This window comes from Azoarcus taiwanensis (assembly GCF_012910885.1).
In the GTDB taxonomy this organism is placed as follows: domain Bacteria; phylum Pseudomonadota; class Gammaproteobacteria; order Burkholderiales; family Rhodocyclaceae; genus Azoarcus_F; species Azoarcus_F taiwanensis.
Map to the genome: position 1 here is coordinate 1 of NZ_WTVM01000095.1, position 16,076 is coordinate 16,076.

The window sequence follows — 16,076 nt, forward strand, 5'->3', positions numbered from 1 at the left end:
ATTCGTGGCTCTCCTGTTTGTCGTGGTTCTCGAAGTGTTCGCCCTGCATCTCATCGTTGAGCGATTGCAGCAGGCTTAAGTCGTCGATCTGATCCTCGTCCCCGTCCTCGATCTCGGGCACCGTGGGGGTGGGATCGGGCGCTACCTGGTCGGGTGTCGGTGTGTCGACCGGCTCATCGGGACGGCCGATCTCCGCGATCAAACTGGTCACGGGAATGAACGCGTGGCCACGCCGGGGGAACGAGATTGGTTCGAGCTCGATCCGAGCAACGGGGAACTCGCCTGCCAGCTTGACGTAGCCGTGGAGGGGCTTCAGCGCTTGGATTTCACTCGCGAGAACGACTTTTTCGATCGTCCGTTGCTCGCGCCGGGTGTGGCTCGCGGCATCGCCGATTTTGCCGCTCGAGCTGTGCTCCTCGCGCGCCACTTCGGCCTCCCCAAGATCTTTCGCGAGCGCCTCAGCGCTCTCGAAATCAGCGGTCGACAGCACGATTTTGTTTTGCAGGCAGGCGAGCAAAGTTTTGCACGTCTCGCGCCCATAGGTCTCTCGAAGTTGTGCCTCAGTCTGGTAGCCAGCAACTCCCACAAGGCCGAATTTTCTACCTTGCGCAAGCGCATCGGGCAGGCTGTTGATCTTGCCGAGGGCTGCCAGTTCATCGACTACGAGGAACATCCGGCGCGCGCGATCGCTGCCCATCGACATTACTGCGGTTGTGGCGATGTCGACCCAGCACGCAATCAATGTCGACACCGCTGCGCGCGAGTCTGCGCGGTAAGGAAGCCATAGAACGGATCCCGTCTGGCGTGCTGTTGAGACCCATTTTGTGATCGAGAATGACTCCTTGCTGGCATCGGGGGAGAGATAAGAGAGGGGGGTGATGTGACTTGAAATGACACCAGCGATCGAGCCAAAGGCACGCTCGTTTGCTGGTTCAAACCAACGCGACGCGGGGCTGTTTTGCACCAGTTCAGCCCACTCATCGTTCGGGGCGGCGCAGCAAAAATAGGTCAGCCAGCCATTTGTGGCGCGGCCGGTCTGGCGCAGGCGGTCGATCGTGACCTGCAAAACTTGTTGGGCGTACTGATGCCATGCGCCGCGGTCACCTTCCGCGTCCGGGATCAGCGATTTGACAATTCTGATCGTGTCAGCCGCGGAGTGAATCTCCGCGAAGGGCGACCATTGTGCTGATCTCTGATCGAACGGATTGAGCAAGCAATCCTTCTTGAGGGACAGCTGCGACATCAATTCACCGCCGGCGTCCGCGACCACGGCGGGGTCACCGCGACGCCGGAACTGGTAGACCAGTCGATTGATACCTTGGCTTTTGCCGCTGCCAGGCGAGCCAGCAAAACGGAAACTCAGTGGTTCGATCTCACGTGGAATTGGCACGTTGCCGATGGTCAAGCCGCCCAGCTCCTGCTTTTTCGTGGCCCGTGCCAGCGACTTGGCGGGCACGATTCGAGCGCCGCGTTTGTGTTTCTTGCCGCGCTCACCGTGACGCAAAAGGACGGAAGGAATGACGTATCCGGCCGCGATCCCGAAGAACAAAATTCCGAGTGAGACCACAACGTGCTTCCAGATCTCGGGCATCGCGGTCTCGACAAGCCCCTCCCACACCGCCACTGCGGGGGCGCGGTGGCGCTGACCATCTGTCCACATGAATTGAAACCACGCGGTGCGACTGGCGGTGGGGGAGAACAGATGCAGGTTGCTTTGCACCGCCAAGACTGCACATGCCTGCTTGCTGCCGGCCGCGCATGCGCGCTGGTTAGGCCACGCAAAGTGAAGGTACACCGCGACCAGTGCGGCACTGATCCCAACCAAGACCACACGAATGAATAACTGCCGCTCGCGGCCAATCAAATTCATTCCGTTTCCTCCTCGAGCGGATGGAACTCCAACCGGAAAACTCCGATCGTGAATCGCGCCGGCCATGGTCGCGGCCCGTCACGCAGCCAAACCCGGTCGACATAACCAGAATCGAGGGCGAGCTTCTGGACCTCGATCAGCATCCGCTCATCCCCTTCCTCGCGCACCCAACGGGTGCGCATGTTGGCAAGAATCGACTGCTTGAAAGCGTCGACTGGTGGTCTCTTGGCGCGGATCTGTGCCGCGCTCAATGTGACCAGAGGACCCTCGCCGATTGGAAAGTAGGTGGTGTTTTTAAGGATCATTTTTCACCTCGTAAGATCTTGACGGCATTCAAAATTCGCCGCTCCGACATCCTGTCGACCTCCTCGATCTGACGCGCGAGCGTGACGTTCATACTGCTCAGCTGATTGAGAACGGCGTCCAGTTTTGCCAGTGCGGCCAGTGTTTCAGGTGCTGGTCCACTCTTTTCGCCGCAGCTCAGAATCGCTCTGTCGACGGCCTCGCTGGCGAGCGTTGCGACCGGTTTGCCTGTTTTCATGGACTCGGTTTTGAGCTGAGACTCGGCCAGCAACGAGAGCCGAATCGACGTTTTTTTGCGCATTTTTCACTCCGTTTCTAGGCGGCCGATTGGCTGCCGCGTCTTTCTGTCAGATGCTGCTTGGCTGCCGAACGAAAACCACGTTAATACAATCGGTTATGTCGGCACGGCCGCCGCTTTGGCTGCCGCAAGGCGGCCGAAAGGCATCCGAAGGTGCGTGGGGTGTGAGATTCACTGTGCAGCTTCTGCTGCACAGTGAATCGACCCGAGTTGTGTGTTGTGACATGCACGGTGTCTGTTGAGGCGGGGCGCGAGATCAGCGCCTCGTCGCTACGCGACGAGGCGGAGTTTTTGGCGCGGCCGCGCTCGCTTCCTCGAACGCGGCGAGGGCACGCTCAGCGGCGTCGAAGCCGCAATCGCATTCGTGCTCGCATCGGCAGGGTTTTTCCGGTGGGGGCGATTCAGACTCAATCCGAAGGTGTGGGAGAGCCGTCTTTATTTTCCCCAGTGCGGCCTCGGCCTCACTGGGAGATGGGAAGGTGAGCACGAGCGCACCCTCGCGCACAGAAAGTAAGACGATGTTATTTTCGAGTCCAAGAGAGAGCGGATCGAAGTGCAATCGCGCGCCCTGAAGGTCGACGGTGATCCACGGATCACCGTCGACCTCGAGCACCACCGGACCTTGACTTGTCGAGAGTGTGGTCTTAGTCATCACGCCCCCAGCAGTCAGTCGCCGCCGCGTCCGCTGGCGCGGACGCGGCGGCGCTCAAGGCAAGGCGCTCGAGCTCGCGCCACGCATCGCGCACGATCTCGCTGATCCGCTCTTCAATCAATTGGGTTACCGGCTGCCCGAACCCTGCAGCCTCAGCGCGCCGTTGGGTGTGTCGAAGCTCCTCAAAAATGTCTGGCTGCGGCGCATCCACCGGGATATGAGGCAACACCTGACGAATTTGCGAGAGCGCGGCTGAGGCCGCGCTCTCAGAGTGAAAGTCCAAGTCCACTGCGCCTTTACGAAAGTAGAGGGACAGGTAGTCCCCCAGGGGCTGAATGCTGACGGGGTCGAAGTAGACATGCACTCCGTGCGCGACTGTGGTGATCCAGGGGAGGGATTCGTCCACGAGGTAGACCGGCCCATGGATCGTTTGCAGGGTGGTTTTAATCATGATGCACCTCGGGCTGCTTCGCCGCGTCCGCTTGCGCGGACGCGGGGTTCAAGCCAAGGCGGTCGAGCTCTCGACCAGCATCGCGCACGATCTCCCGCACTCGCTCTTCAATCAGTTGAGTTACCGGTAACGCAAAGCCCGCGCGCTCCGCGCGCCGCTCGAGTTCCCGCAGCTGCGAGAGTAGGTCCGCGTCGACGGTGACACTCAGTCGCGCCGTCGCGCTCGTGCCGCTACACGGCACAAGGATTGATCTCTTTCTTGTCATCGGTGCTTCCTCCGCTCGTCGTCGCGCGCGAGGCGAATCAACTTCGCGACGCGCGTTTCCGGTAACGCGCTTGCGCGCGGCGCTTTACTCCGAATCCGCGCGAGCATCTCGCTCACGCGCGACTCGCCCTCGGGGTCGGGTGTGTTGATGTGTTTCATCTGGCCTCCGGTCGTGTGAAAAACTCGTCGAGCATGCCGCGCGCCTTTTCGTCCGCAGCTCGCTGGTCTGCAATGAATCGCTCGACTGCCTGGCGCTCGAGGTCCCGCGCGATCGCCTGGTCGACGTCGCGTGCGGTCGCGCGATGAGACTGGGCAAGCTGAAAGTGAAGGGCTTCGTTGAGCGTGCCGTTGAGCATGGCGACCTGACCGTTCAGAACCTGGAGCGCTTCGTGTGAGCCTTGTGTGCGGGGGATCTCTTGCGCGAACCGCGCGAAGTTCTCATGGTTGCGCTGCACGGCCTTCGCAACGTGAGCTTCGTGCAGCGTCAAGATCCCGACGCGATCGCGCTGGTGTTGGACAATTTGGCCCTCGCGCGCCAGATAGTCCTCCCAGGTAAGCCCGGAGCTCGCGAACTGCTTGAATCGGTTTTCCGAAATAGCCTGCAGATCTTCGAGTGAGCCATAGAGGCGCGAGCCAGCGTTGTAGACCTGCCGTGCAGAGGAGATTGTCTGTTGCGCGTCGAGCATGAACTCGCCAAAAGCAATCATCTCGCCGGGCATGAGCTGCTGCAGTTCAACCATGTACTGCTCCATTTGCAGCGCGTACTCCATCTCCTGCTTGACCACTTGAAGCATGAGTTGAATGTTATTGAGGATCTGAGTGACCTCGGTTGCCCCACCGGACATTCCACCCCCCGCAATCGCGGGGGCGGGGGCGGTCAGGATCGAGGCGGCCGCGAGCGCGGCCGCGAGGGTTTTAGTCATGGGGTTCTCCAGTCCGAGGGGGTGAGGAAGATCGCGCGGGGGGTCCGGACGGAACGTCGCGCGGCGTCGCGTTGTGCAGCACTGCGAAAAACGAGCGCGTCGGTCGCCGGGTCTCTCGCGAGTGCCTCGAGCGCCTCGCGAGTCGGCATGCGGGGAACCAGTCGCGCCCTGACCGCCGCCGCGCCAGGCATGGTGATCCGCATGCGCCGGCCATCTCGAACGGCGATGCCGCCAGCGGCCTCGATCGTCGCCCTGAGATCTAGCGCGAGCAACGCGAGCGGGATGTCCAGTTCGCGCGCCTCGCGGACCACGCCCAACACCGCGACCTGCGCCGCAGGCGCAGGGAAATACAGGTGTTTGTGTCCGTTCCGGACACGGTCGAGGAGCCCTTCGTGATGCAGATTTTTGAGAAGTCGGTGCGCAGCGACAGTGGATCTGTGTCCGTAACGGACAGCCAGCGCGTCGGTTGTCACCAACCCCTCTTCGAGGGCCAGCTGGAGCGCGATCTCGCGCTTCTCGCTCGCGCGCACAGCGCGCTGGTCCGGTGGAAAGATCATCTTTTACCCCCCGGATTACCGGGGTTGCCGCCGAGCTTTCCGGCGAGCCAAGCACCAGCCTGATGGGCTCGCCCTGGCGAATGATTCACCATGCGGCCCGCACTTTGCCCGGCCGCGCCGATTGAAAACGTGGCACTGTTGAAGCCACTGACGAGCCCATTGGCAATCCCTGGTACCTGCATCATCAGGAATGCAAGCAGCATCATTATTAGCATTGCCATGGAATAGGCGACGAAGTTGATTCCAGCGTCTCCGGCGGCGTCCAGCACCATTTGCCGCGCGTTTTCGACGAACCCCCATGTCATGCTGAGCATGAGCGCAGCTAAGGCCTGCGTCATACCCGCTTTGATGGTGAACTGCAGCCACCCGGTGGCAAGAAATGACATTTGGCTTACTAGCAGCCAGGGCAGCAGGATCGGGGCGAACACGAGGCTGATGCTGACAAGCACTTGCGCGAGCACATAGACACCCACATAGATAATTGCCGCGCCGACGATTAGGAGCGCAATGAGTAGGCCGTACGCATAATTCGCAAGCTGCCCCCCAGCCGCATAAATGCTCGCGAGCAGTCGATCAACCCACCCCCCTTCCGGGGTAGGTGCTGCGGCGGGTTCGCCACGCCAAACACTCGCGGCCGCCTCAAACATTCGTCCGAGTGCGGACACGACATCTGCATTTGGATTCAAGCGTGCAGCCAGGGCATCCCAGCCGGCCGCCATGGTTTTGAGCATCGCGCTGTCGTTCATGAGCGCGGCGGACACAAGCCCCCAGACAAAAATGATGCGGATCGCATCAGCGATCAGCTGACTGGGACCGTCATGTTTGAGGAGGTTCAGCAGCGCGGTCCACGTCACGGTGATCAACAACAAACCGTGTAAAAGCCATCGACCCTCCGCGGCTAGCAGACTGGGGTCGGCTGCTGCGCGCAAGCCATCGATGATCGCAGGGAGAGTTTCGGCGGGTGTCATTTGTTTGTCTTGTTGACGTTGAACACACCCACAATTTGCCCGTCCTCGACGCCGCTGTCGCTCCGCTAAAACAGCGATTTCGGCTGTTTTAGCTGGTGGTTTTTCTGTGACGAAGGTGTTAGCCGAAACGACAGTGAAAGCCCTGCGACGCACGTGCGTCGCAGGCGGGTGACATCGGGTGCCGGTGCGCGATGCTCTGCGACGCAGGTGAGTCGTACGTGCGTCGCAGGCGATGCCGGAGAGGGGGGATCGGGGCCCCTGCGACGCACGTGCGTCGCAGGGCGAAAAAAAACCCGCCGGGTGGCGGGTTGCGGGTCAGTCAGGCTGACTGTCGCCACGGCATCGCCGCGACTGCGGCCGCGACTGTGGCCGGGGCTGCTCGTCGCGGCGCCATCGGCTCAGCAACCTTCCGCTTCGCCCGGCTGGCGCGCCACTCTCGACCCGCGTGAGCGAACTGTTCCTCGCCATCCCTCAGCCCTTCGGCCGCCCGGTTTAACCATGCTGCAAGAATTTGCACTGGAGGAAGATCCGTTCGCGCGCGGCGACCAATCAACTCGTCGGCCAGCGTCTGTGGGTCGACGCCGTGTTTGCTCGCCAGTCGCCTCACAAGCTCAACATCTTGCTGGCTAGCCAGCCCGTGGATTGCGCAATCCACGCTCTGTGTTGCCGGCGTTGGGGGCTTTCTCCTCACCCCCCCTCCTCCTGCGGCTTGAGGGGGTTTGGGGGAGGGGGTTTCATGTAAGTTAACTTCATGCAAGTCAACCTCATGATAGTTATCCCCCCCTTTCCCAGGGATGGCTGAACCATCCATGGGTTTTGGGGGGATGGCGCCATCCCCCCCGTTTGGGGGGGTGGCACTTAACGGGGCGTCGGTGACAATAATCTCCCAGATCACCCGCCCCTTGTCATCTCTCCCTCGCATTTGCCTCAACCAACCATCCTCCTTGAGTTCATCACGGACGCGCCGCCATTGATTCTCACTCATTCCATGAACTCTCCTCATCACAGCTACCCTTATTTCATAATCCTCGCTCCGCCCCAGCATCCACCCTAGGACATGCCTAGCCACAATACTCAGCTCGTGCCGGATGTAAATTCTTTCATCCACCACCGTGAAACGTGGGCCGCGCAGGTCAAGTCGGATCCGTGTCATACCCCACCCCGTGACGCGCGGCGGCGCAGCTCAGTTACTGAGATTCCCTCCCGCCTGGCCTGAAGCTGCTCTAGCTTGGTCGACCTGCCCTTTCTGACTTTCTGTTCTGTTGGCGGTGCAGCCTTGCTGGCCGGGATGATCGCCCTGGCCTCTATATGCTCCTCGAGATCCCGGACGGAATAGACAATCCTCCCTCGTAGCTTGTAGTACTTGATTCCCCACCTACCACTGACGCGATCGTGCCTCAGACTTTGCTCCGCTACTCGCAGATACTCGGCCGCCTCTCGGCTGGTCAGGTACCTATTGATGCAGTCGTTTGTCGACATGCGTATCCCCGGCCCCCGTGCGGCGAAGGGGGAAGCGTCGGACCGACGCGCGTGGCGGTCCTAGTTGATGAGGGCGCTTGGTAAGGGAAAGGGCGAACGCAAGCCGCTGCCGAGTCAGTGCTCGACTGCGATTGCTCTGCCATTGCTGGCTTGTGGGGTGCGGTGGAACCGCGATTCTGAATGCTCGCCAGGGCGCCCGAGGCGTCGCAGCAACCTAAGTTGCGGCCAGCTGTTTAAGATTGTGCCAAAACGCGAAACGATGTCAAGCATAGCCCGCGTGGCTTTGCGGGAAGTTCTGGCACAATTTTTGGCACACAAAGTGTGCCAACAGCTAGGAACAGGCAGGAACAAGAGAGAACATGGAGGCAATAAAAAACCGCCGTAAGAGGCGGTTTTTAAACGGGAAAACTAATTTTTTGAGTGGTCGGGGAAAGAGGATTCGAACCTCCGGCCCCTGCGTCCCGAACGCAGTGCTCTACCAGGCTGAGCTATTCCCCGACATGGTCTTCGCAGTTCAGAACTTTCGCTCAACTGCAAAGAGGCATAATTTTAGCAGCGCATCCTTGAAAAGGGAAGATGGTATTGCGTCGAGTTTTGCGAGTGCGAGGTCGATCTCGAGCTGTGCGTTGTTTCGGGCGAGTTCGAGCGCGCCGGTGCTCTTGATGATCTCGAGGATGGCCGGAAACTCGTCGCGCCCGCCGGTTTCGATGGCGTGGCGGACGATGGCTGCCTGCTCGGCGGTGCCGTTCTGCATCGACAGAATGAGCGGTAGTGTCGGTTTGCCTTCGGCGAGGTCATCGCCGAGGTGTTTGCCGGTGGCGGCTTCCTCGGATGCGTAGTCGAGCACATCGTCGATGATCTGGAACGCAGTGCCGAGATGCATGCCGAACTCGGCGAGCGCTTCTTCGCTGTCGGCATCGACCTTGCCCAGGATGCCGCCGAGACGGGTGGCCGCTTCGAAGAGCTTGGCGGTCTTGTAGCGGATCACCCGCAGGTACTCGTCCACCGTGGCGTCGGCGTTGTGGCAGTTGAGCAACTGCAACACCTCGCCCTCGGCGATGACGTTGGTGGCGTCGGCCAGCACCTGCATGACGCGCATGTCGTCGACCGATACCATCATCTGAAACGCGCGCGAGTAGAGGAAGTCGCCTACGAGGACCGACGCTGCGTTGCCGAACAGTGCATTGGCAGTCTTGTTGCCACGGCGCAGTTCGGATTCATCGACGACGTCGTCGTGCAACAGGGTGGCGGTATGGATGAACTCGATGACCGCGGCCAACTCGTGGTGGTGGGTGCCGCGGTAACCACAGGCGCCGGCAGTCATCAGCACGAGCGCAGGGCGCAGCCGTTTTCCGCCGCTGTTGATGATGTACTCGGCGACCTGGCGAATGAGGACCACGTCGGAGTAGAGGCGCTGGCGGATCACCGCATCCACCGCCTTCATGTCTTCGGCGATGGGCGCGAAAAGCTGTTGTGTCGACAAGGCAGTGCTACTCGTTCAGGAAATACGTGATGGTATGGACCGGGTCGGGTGCCGTCAAGGACATCACGAGCCCGCGTGTCCCTTGCATTACGGGGGATTGGGTTCGGGCCGCAATTTCGCATGAGGCAAAAAAAACGCCCGGCTTGCCGGGCGTCTTGCGTTCATGCGCGGGCGAGGATTACTCGGCCGGGCGGATGTTCGCGGCTTGCTTGCCCTTCGGGCCGGTGGTCACGTCGAAGGTGACCTTCTGGTTCTCGGCGAGGGTTTTGAAACCGTTGCCCTGAATCGCGGAGAAGTGAGCGAAGACGTCTTCGCCGCCGTCCGACGGGGTGATGAATCCGAAACCTTTGGAGTCGTTGAACCACTTAACGGTGCCAGTTGCCATTTTTAGCTTCCTTGCAATGATTTGAGGATGGGCATATGCCCGAAATAACGAGAATCAAGGCTTGGAGCTGTCGAACCGGGCCACTGCTTGGAGGCACTGCGATGGAGCTGACTGACTTTGAAAACCCGCTTCGCGCAGTATGGACGCATGTTCGCGCGAGCACAAGCTAATTTTTTCGGCGATGTCTGCAAGAGGATTGGGTAGTGTTGTTACGGTGCATTTGCTCGGCCTGAGCAGGCGAGGATACGTCGGGTTTGGTGATGGAGTTTCATATCCAGCCGACGGCTCCAACGATGCCCCCGGCGAGGATGAGCCAGATCGGTGCGAGTCGGGTGTAGTGCATCACCAGCACCGTGAGCGCGATCAGTGCGAGCCCGCCGAGACGGTGGTCGGGTTCGCGCAGGTAGGGCAGCGCGAGAACCCAGCCGGCGCAGGCCATCAGGCTCACCGTCATCGGTGCGAGCCCGGCGGTGAAGGCGCGCACGCCCGGGGTGTCACGGCGCTTTCCGGCCCAGCGGCTCACGCCCAGCGACAACAGCGTCGAAGGCGCCAGGATGCCGACGGTGGCTGCCAGCGCGCCTATCCAGCCGGCGACCTGAAAACCCAGTACCGGTACGAAGATCACGTTGGGGCCCGGCGAGGCCTGGGCGAGTGCCACCGCGGTGGTGAATTGTCCGTCGTCCAGCCAGCCGCGCTCGCCGACCAGGTAGCGGTGCATCTCGGGCGCGGTGGACATCGCTCCGCCTATGGACAGCAGCGACAACAGCAAGAAGCGGCCGAAGAATTCGGGCAGGTCGGCGAGCAGGAATTCAGCGCCGCTCATGACCGCGCCTTTCGTGCGATCGCCAGACGGGCCAGCGTCCACCCGAGCAGACCGACCGAAGGCACGACCCACACCAGCGGCAGGCGCAAGACGGCCACCAGTGCCGCGGTCAGCAAGGCGATGCCTGCGCACAGCACCGGCCCCATCGGGTTGGCGCGCAGAGTTCCGACGAGCTTGAGCGCCATCGCGATCATCAGCCCGGCGGCAACCGCACCCATGCCACGCAGTGCGCCAGCCACCATCGCTTGCTCTGCGAAAGTGTTGTAACCGATGGCGAGCATGATGACGATGACCAGCGGCATGAACAGCATGCCGCCGACCGCTGCAGCACCGCCGCGCCAGCCGAAGAAGCGGTCGCCCAGCATCAGCGACAGGTTGACGACGTTCGGGCCCGGCAGCATCTGAGAGACCGAGTAGAGCTCGACGAACTGCTCGCGGGTCAGCCAGCGCTTGCGCTCCACCAGCTCACGCTGCGCGACCGCGAGCACACCTCCGAAGCCCTGCAGGGCCAGGGCGGTAAAGGTGGTGAAGAGTTCCAGTGGGGATTCGGGTTGTCGGAGTTCTTGCGGGGTGGGCGCAGGGCTCATTTGGGTTCGTGGTTGAGGGACTGCAGCTTGGCCAGGGCGCTGTCCGGGCTGGCATAAATGTGCGGCGCAAGCGAGCGGTGGGCCAGTGCGTCGCCGAGCCGGGCCCGCAAGAAGGTGCTGGTGGTGTAGCGGGTGACGTTCGAATAATAGCGTTCGACGAGCTCGCGCACCATTTCGACATAGGGGTCGAGCAGTTCCGGCGTGATCGAGAAGTTGTCGTAGTTGACGATGGCCGACACGCGGTGCTGCAGGGGGCTGAGACGTTCGTCGATGAGGCGTCGAATCTGGTCGATTTGGGCTGCGCTGCGTACCGCGAGACCTTCGAAATTGACGAAGAAGATTCGCTGTTCCGAGTCATAACTCAGACGTTGCTCAAGCGGCAGCGACAACAGCTGCTCGCGCAAGCCCATCGGATCGTCGACGAAGATGCGCGGATCCATCTCGCGGCACGCCGGCGACACCCGCGGTCGAAAATCCATGTGGCCGAAGATGTCGCGCTCGATATCCGCGCCGGGTGCAATCTCGACGAGTTCCAGTCCGTCTTCACACAACTGGAAGACGCAGCGCTCGGTGATGTACAGAACCGGCTGGCCGCGGCGACGGGCGTATTCGCCGCTGAAGGTGCGATGCTCGACCGCTTCGACGAACTTGTTCGCCTGGCCGTCGCAACGGATCACCAGCTTGCCGCAGGCTACGTCGATGTCGAGATCGCCAGCGGTGAAACTGCCGACGAACACCACCTTGCGGGCATTCTGACTGATGTTGATGAAGCCGCCTGCGCCTGCGAGGCGTGGGCCGAAGCGGCTGACGTTGAGGTTGCTCTCGCGGTCGGCCTGGGCGAGGCCGAGGATCGCGATGTCCAGGCCGCCGCCGTCGTAGAAGTCGAACTGGTAGGGCTGGTCGATGACTGCGTCGGTGTTGATCGCGGCGCCGAAGTTCATGCCGGAGGCCGGAATGCCGCCGATTACGCCGGGCTCGGCGGTCAGCGTGAGCAGATCGATGATTTTTTCCTCCGCGGCTACCGAGGCCACGCCTTCAGGCATGCCGATGCCCAGATTCACGACACTGTTGGCCGACAGTTCGAGCGCAGCGCGTCGCGCAATGATTTTGCGCGCCGTCATCGTCATTGACGACACAGTCGAAGCCGGCACCCTGATCTCACCCGAGAAGGCGGGATTGTAGGCCTCGACGAAGGTCTGCATGTGATGCTCGGGCCGTTCGGCGACGACGACGCAATCGACCAGCACGCCGGGGATCTTGACCTGGCGCGGATGCAGGCTGCCGCGTTCGGCGATACGCTCGACCTGCACGATGACGATGCCGCCGGAGTTGTGTGCCGCCATCGCAATGGCGAGGGCTTCCAGCGTGAGCGCCTCACGCTCCATCGTGATGTTGCCGTCCGGGTCGGCGGTGGTGCCGCGGATGATGCCGACGTTGATCGGGAATGCCTTGTAGAAGAGGTATTCCTCGCCGCCGATCTCCATCAGGCTGACGAGATCCTCGGTCGTCGAGGCGTTGATCTTGCCGCCGCCGTGCCGCGGATCGACGAAGGTGCCGAGTCCGACACGCGTCAGTGTGCCCGGTTTTCCCGCAGCGATATCGCGGAAGAGGTGGGTAATGACCCCCTGCGGGAGGTTGTAGGCCTCGATCCGGTTGTCGACCGCAAGTTGCTGCAAGCGAGGGACCAACCCCCAATGACCGCCGACCACGCGTTTGACCAGTCCGTGATGGCCCAGGTGGTTGAGGCCGCGACTCTTGCCGTCGCCCTGGCCGGCGGCATAGACAAGGGTGAGGTCGGATGGGCGACCGAAAGGGCCAGGGTCTTCGGCAAGAAAGAGATCCTCCAGGGCGCAAGCGATGCCTTCAGCGAAGCCGATGCCGACGAAACCACCGGTCGCCACGGTATCCCCGGGCCGGATCAGCCGCACCGCGTCGGCTGCACTGACGATCTTGCTCCGGCGCGGCAGTTCGCCGCCGGCGAGCAGGGGGTGGACGTTGGCCTTGCCGGAGTGCGGAACTGCGCTCATCGTTGATTTCCTTTTGTCATTCTGGCGCCTTGGAGGCCGGGATCGGTCGGCGGCGCAGTGCCTCTGTCGGGGAAGCTGCCCTTCAACCGGGAACGATGTCGTCGATCACGATCACATCACAACCGAGCGAGCGCGCGCGGTCAATCAGGGCTTGCCCGTTCGAAGGGTCGCTTTGCATGCACTGGGAGCGGCCCAGAATCACAAGCCGGGTCGCCTCGAGCGGCAAGTCGTCGAGTGGACATGTGCTCAATACCTCGCACTGCTCAGGTGATAGCCTCATGCGGCAGCGCAGCCCTTCGAGCAGGATTGCGTTGCTGTCGTCATCGCCACTCTGCGCTTCCAGGTGCACCAGGCAAACGTGGCCGGCCGCTTGTCGTCCGAGATGGAGCAACCAGCGGTGAAAGGCCTCGGCTGTTCTGGTGAAGTCCGTGGCGATCAAGGCCGAGTGATAGCGCTGCGCCCGTGCAAGTGGGCCGTGGGCAAGTGCCAGGTGTTGGGTGGCGATCGCCATGAGTCTCCTCCTTTTGTGACGGGTCTGATGCCCGTGTCGATTCGCACCGACGAAGCGGGATTCGTGCCGGATCGCGTAAGGCATTGTTCTTAAATGAGTAGAGGTGAGCGCGACGGCTTGGTTGGCCGATGTGTGTCTCGAAATCGGGACGACTGCTGCCAGAAGACCTCCAGGACGCCCACTTCTGCCAGCCCTGTTGATTTGAAACCAATGATTTGCTGCACGTTGTGATGTCTCCGAACAGAGATTGCGTGCGCCCCCTGATCGGCGGCTGGTACAGCGACGTATTCGGACGGGGAAGGTTTCCAGGCGCTTGAGCAGGCTTGCTGCCAGTTGCGGGTCTCAATTTCGAGACGGATCGATGCGCTTCGGGTGCGTGACCACTCGCGGACGTCGTGTCACTATCGGTTACGGCGACCGGGTGGAGGATGAAATGCGCGAAGCGGTAATCGAAAGACTGGAGAAGGCGCTGGCAGGGGGTTTTCCGCTGATCTACGCGCGTTGCGATGAGGAGGCGCGGCTGGTGTCGTTTCTTGCGCCGCTCGCAGCGCGTCACTGTGACCGTAATGACGCGCTGGTCGAGTGGTCGGTAACCCGTGGCTTTGTCTGTCGTGGGCAGGTCCTGGAGGCGGAGCGGGACCCGCTCGCTGCGCTGGATTATGTGGTGACACATGGTGCGGGGCACTTCTTTCTGTTCAAGGACTTGCCGCTGCTGTTCGATAGTCGCGCCGAACTGGTTCGTGGCCTGCGCGATCTCTACGATGCCTTGCTCGACAGTGATTGCCATGTCTTCCTGTCGAGCACCCTCGTCACGCTGCCTGATGCGCTGGCGCATCAGGTGTTCATGGTGGAACTGGGTTCGCCCGACGAGGCCGAACTGCAACAGACCGTATTGCGCCTCGGCGCTGAACTCGGCGTATCCGAGCGCCTGAGCGACGACTGGGTATCGCAGGTCGTGCCCTCGCTCAAGGGGCTGACACTCGGCGAGACAGGGCACTTGATGCGGCGCCTGGTGGCCGAGGATCGGCTCGAGCTCGACGTCGCCCTGAGTGAGATCCACGAGGAGAAGGCCGCAGCCCTGATGCGGGAGGCCTGTCTGAAGTTCTATCCAGGCAGCATCGACATTGACCAGGTCGGTGGCCTCGAAAATCTCAAGCAATGGGTAACCAGCCGTCGCGCCTTTTTTACCCGCGCGGGTCTGACTTCCGGTGTGCCGTTGCCGGCCGGCGTGTTGTTCATGGGTGTGAGCGGCTGCGGCAAGAGCATGGCCGCCAAGGTCATCGCGGGCGCCTGGAAGCTGCCGCTGGTGCGCCTGGACATGAATCTGGTCCTGTCCGGCGCCTATGGGAGTCCGGAATATGCGTTCGACCATGCCTTGCGCGTGGCCGAGCACATGGCGCCGCTGGTGTTGTGGATCGACGAGATGGAGAACAGCTTCGGCTACGACACCGATACCCGTGGTGGTAATAACCCGAACATCTTTTCGAGTTTTCTCACCTGGATGCAGGAAAAGCCCGCTGGCGTATTCGTGGTGGCGACGGCCAACCGCATCGAGAAGCTGCCCGCCGAAGTGATCCGCAAAGGACGCTTCGACCAGTTGTTCTTTCTTGATTTGCCGACCGACGAGGAGCGCAAGCGCATCCTCGAGATTCATCTCAAGCGGGTCGGTGTGGACCCCACCGGATTCGACCTTGGCGCGCTCTCGGCGGTAACGCGCGCATGGAGCGGGGCGGAGATCGAGCAGGCGGTGCGAGCCGCGGTGGTCAAGGCGTGGGAGACCGGCGCTGCAGTCACCGATCGCGACGTGATGTGGGCCGCGTCGCGAATGGTGCCGCTGTCGCGAACCATGGAAGAGCAGATCAAGCGGCTGCGTGCCTGGTCGCAGGAAAGAGCGACGCCGGCGTCAGCCAAGCCGGCGTCGTGACTCGTCGTTGCGACCTTTCCGGCCCGTTGAGAACGGGCCGGAAAGGTCCGCCATCAGCGCGAGGGCAGGCGTGAGGCCACGCCCTGAACAAAGTAGTCCATGCTGCCAAGCGCGGCATCGTCCATGACTTCACCAGCGGCCAGGCGCTCATTGCCGTCCTGGTCGACCACGGGGCCGGTGAAGGGGTGGAAGCTGCCATCGGTCAGACCAGCCTCGAGCTCTGCGATCCGGGTCTTCACTTCCTCGGGGATCGCGTCGTTCAGCGGCGCGAGCTTGATCATGCCTTCGGCGTAACCGCCCCAGACGTTAACCGGCGTCCACTCGCCGGCGAGCACCTGGCGCACCGTGTCGATGTAGAACTCGCCCCAGTGATGGGTGGTGGCGGTCAGGTGGGCGGTGGGGCCGTACTTGGACATATCGGAGTGATAGCCGAAGGCAAACACGCCACGCTCCTCGGCTGCCTGCACGATGGCGGTGGAGTCGGTATGGTGGGTGACCATGTCGGCGCCCTGGGAGATCAGCGTCATCGCGGCTTCACGCTCGCGACCCGGGTCGTACCAGCTGTTGACCC

18 protein-coding genes and 1 tRNA gene are annotated in these 16,076 nt (G+C 61.9%); 1 reads left to right on the forward strand and 18 read right to left on the reverse strand.

Features of this window, described 5'->3' with window-relative positions:
* The 17 genes from GPA21_RS14200 to GPA21_RS14280 form a co-directional block, all read right to left on the reverse strand.
* Positions 1-1,870: type IV secretion system DNA-binding domain-containing protein (locus tag GPA21_RS14200; RefSeq protein WP_168988791.1), on the reverse strand; the 1,870-nt coding region annotated here is incomplete at its 3' end.
* Positions 1,867-2,175: a hypothetical protein gene (locus GPA21_RS14205; RefSeq protein ID WP_168988792.1), complete on the reverse strand. Its 309-nt coding sequence runs from the start codon at positions 2,173-2,175 to the stop codon at positions 1,867-1,869. The genes GPA21_RS14200 and GPA21_RS14205, both read right to left, overlap by 4 nt.
* Positions 2,172-2,474, reverse strand: coding sequence for a hypothetical protein (locus tag GPA21_RS14210; protein WP_168988793.1), 303 nt, complete (start codon positions 2,472-2,474; stop codon positions 2,172-2,174). The genes GPA21_RS14205 and GPA21_RS14210 overlap by 4 nt, the downstream gene beginning before the upstream one ends.
* A 253-nt stretch (positions 2,475-2,727) precedes the next feature.
* Positions 2,728-3,123 (reverse strand): hypothetical protein, encoded by a 396-nt coding sequence (locus GPA21_RS14215; RefSeq protein WP_168988794.1) that lies wholly within the window; start codon positions 3,121-3,123, stop codon positions 2,728-2,730.
* Positions 3,116-3,574, reverse strand: coding sequence for a hypothetical protein (locus tag GPA21_RS14220; protein WP_168988795.1), 459 nt, complete (start codon positions 3,572-3,574; stop codon positions 3,116-3,118). Before GPA21_RS14220 ends, GPA21_RS14215 begins: the two co-directional genes overlap by 8 nt.
* Positions 3,575-3,835: 261 nt before the next feature.
* Positions 3,836-3,997, reverse strand: a complete 162-nt coding sequence (locus GPA21_RS14225) for a hypothetical protein (protein WP_168988796.1) — start codon at positions 3,995-3,997, stop codon at positions 3,836-3,838.
* Positions 3,994-4,761 (reverse strand): hypothetical protein, encoded by a 768-nt coding sequence (locus GPA21_RS14230; protein WP_168988797.1) that lies wholly within the window; start codon positions 4,759-4,761, stop codon positions 3,994-3,996. Before GPA21_RS14230 ends, GPA21_RS14225 begins: the two co-directional genes overlap by 4 nt.
* On the reverse strand, positions 4,758-5,318 hold the full coding sequence (locus tag GPA21_RS14235) for a hypothetical protein (protein WP_168988798.1): 561 nt from the start codon (positions 5,316-5,318) through the stop codon (positions 4,758-4,760). Before GPA21_RS14235 ends, GPA21_RS14230 begins: the two co-directional genes overlap by 4 nt.
* Complete coding sequence (locus tag GPA21_RS14240; RefSeq protein WP_168988799.1) at positions 5,315-6,286, reverse strand: type IV secretion system protein; 972 nt, start codon at positions 6,284-6,286, stop codon at positions 5,315-5,317. The genes GPA21_RS14235 and GPA21_RS14240 overlap by 4 nt, the downstream gene beginning before the upstream one ends.
* 1,149 nt (positions 6,287-7,435) lie before the next feature.
* On the reverse strand, positions 7,436-7,765 hold the full coding sequence (locus GPA21_RS21375; protein WP_168988800.1) for a helix-turn-helix domain-containing protein: 330 nt from the start codon (positions 7,763-7,765) through the stop codon (positions 7,436-7,438).
* A 421-nt stretch (positions 7,766-8,186) separates the two neighbouring features.
* Positions 8,187-8,263: transfer RNA gene (locus tag GPA21_RS14250), tRNA-Pro, on the reverse strand.
* Positions 8,264-8,279: 16 nt separating this feature from the next.
* Entirely contained in the window at positions 8,280-9,248 is a 969-nt protein-coding gene (locus GPA21_RS14255; protein ID WP_168988801.1) for a polyprenyl synthetase family protein, read from the reverse strand.
* A 178-nt stretch (positions 9,249-9,426) separates the two neighbouring features.
* A complete protein-coding gene (locus GPA21_RS14260) occupies positions 9,427-9,633 on the reverse strand; it encodes a cold-shock protein (protein ID WP_168988802.1) in 207 nt (68 codons plus the stop codon).
* Positions 9,634-9,901: 268 nt separating this feature from the next.
* Positions 9,902-10,456: a chromate transporter gene (locus GPA21_RS14265; protein ID WP_168988803.1), complete on the reverse strand. Its 555-nt coding sequence runs from the start codon at positions 10,454-10,456 to the stop codon at positions 9,902-9,904.
* Positions 10,453-11,043: a chromate transporter gene (locus GPA21_RS14270; RefSeq protein ID WP_168988804.1), complete on the reverse strand. Its 591-nt coding sequence runs from the start codon at positions 11,041-11,043 to the stop codon at positions 10,453-10,455. Before GPA21_RS14270 ends, GPA21_RS14265 begins: the two co-directional genes overlap by 4 nt.
* On the reverse strand, positions 11,040-13,070 hold the full coding sequence (locus GPA21_RS14275; RefSeq protein WP_168988805.1) for an acyl CoA:acetate/3-ketoacid CoA transferase: 2,031 nt from the start codon (positions 13,068-13,070) through the stop codon (positions 11,040-11,042). The genes GPA21_RS14270 and GPA21_RS14275 overlap by 4 nt, the downstream gene beginning before the upstream one ends.
* Before the next feature lie 82 nt (positions 13,071-13,152).
* Entirely contained in the window at positions 13,153-13,581 is a 429-nt protein-coding gene (locus GPA21_RS14280; RefSeq protein ID WP_168988806.1) for a hypothetical protein, read from the reverse strand.
* Positions 13,582-13,942: 361 nt separating this feature from the next.
* Between GPA21_RS14280 and GPA21_RS14285 the strand changes: the two genes are divergently transcribed.
* On the forward strand, positions 13,943-15,505 hold the full coding sequence (locus GPA21_RS14285; RefSeq protein WP_211163611.1) for an AAA family ATPase: 1,563 nt from the start codon (positions 13,943-13,945) through the stop codon (positions 15,503-15,505).
* Positions 15,506-15,558: 53 nt separating this feature from the next.
* Here the strand turns inward: GPA21_RS14285 and GPA21_RS14290 are convergent.
* On the reverse strand, positions 15,559-16,076 hold a 518-nt coding region (locus GPA21_RS14290), incomplete at its 5' end, for a BMP family ABC transporter substrate-binding protein (RefSeq protein ID WP_168988807.1).

Excerpts from the sequence above, each read along its gene's own strand:
- GPA21_RS14220 (WP_168988795.1), bottom strand. The coding sequence starts at position 3,574 with ATGATTAAAACCACCCTGCAAACGATCCATGGGCCGGTCTACCTCGTG.
- GPA21_RS14230 (WP_168988797.1), bottom strand. The coding sequence starts at position 4,761 with ATGACTAAAACCCTCGCGGCCGCGCTCGCGGCCGCCTCGATCCTGACC.
- GPA21_RS14215 (WP_168988794.1), bottom strand. The coding sequence starts at position 3,123 with ATGACTAAGACCACACTCTCGACAAGTCAAGGTCCGGTGGTGCTCGAG.
- GPA21_RS14240 (WP_168988799.1), bottom strand. The coding sequence starts at position 6,286 with ATGACACCCGCCGAAACTCTCCCTGCGATCATCGATGGCTTGCGCGCA.
- GPA21_RS14205 (WP_168988792.1), bottom strand. The coding sequence starts at position 2,175 with ATGATCCTTAAAAACACCACCTACTTTCCAATCGGCGAGGGTCCTCTG.
- GPA21_RS14275 (WP_168988805.1), bottom strand. The coding sequence starts at position 13,070 with ATGAGCGCAGTTCCGCACTCCGGCAAGGCCAACGTCCACCCCCTGCTC.
- GPA21_RS14225 (WP_168988796.1), bottom strand. The coding sequence starts at position 3,997 with ATGAAACACATCAACACACCCGACCCCGAGGGCGAGTCGCGCGTGAGC.
- GPA21_RS14280 (WP_168988806.1), bottom strand. The coding sequence starts at position 13,581 with ATGGCGATCGCCACCCAACACCTGGCACTTGCCCACGGCCCACTTGCA.
- GPA21_RS14270 (WP_168988804.1), bottom strand. The coding sequence starts at position 11,043 with ATGAGCCCTGCGCCCACCCCGCAAGAACTCCGACAACCCGAATCCCCA.
- GPA21_RS14265 (WP_168988803.1), bottom strand. The coding sequence starts at position 10,456 with ATGAGCGGCGCTGAATTCCTGCTCGCCGACCTGCCCGAATTCTTCGGC.
- GPA21_RS21375 (WP_168988800.1), bottom strand. The coding sequence starts at position 7,765 with ATGTCGACAAACGACTGCATCAATAGGTACCTGACCAGCCGAGAGGCG.
- GPA21_RS14285 (WP_211163611.1), top strand. The coding sequence starts at position 13,943 with ATGCGCTTCGGGTGCGTGACCACTCGCGGACGTCGTGTCACTATCGGT.
- GPA21_RS14210 (WP_168988793.1), bottom strand. The coding sequence starts at position 2,474 with ATGCGCAAAAAAACGTCGATTCGGCTCTCGTTGCTGGCCGAGTCTCAG.
- GPA21_RS14235 (WP_168988798.1), bottom strand. The coding sequence starts at position 5,318 with ATGATCTTTCCACCGGACCAGCGCGCTGTGCGCGCGAGCGAGAAGCGC.
- GPA21_RS14260 (WP_168988802.1), bottom strand. The coding sequence starts at position 9,633 with ATGGCAACTGGCACCGTTAAGTGGTTCAACGACTCCAAAGGTTTCGGA.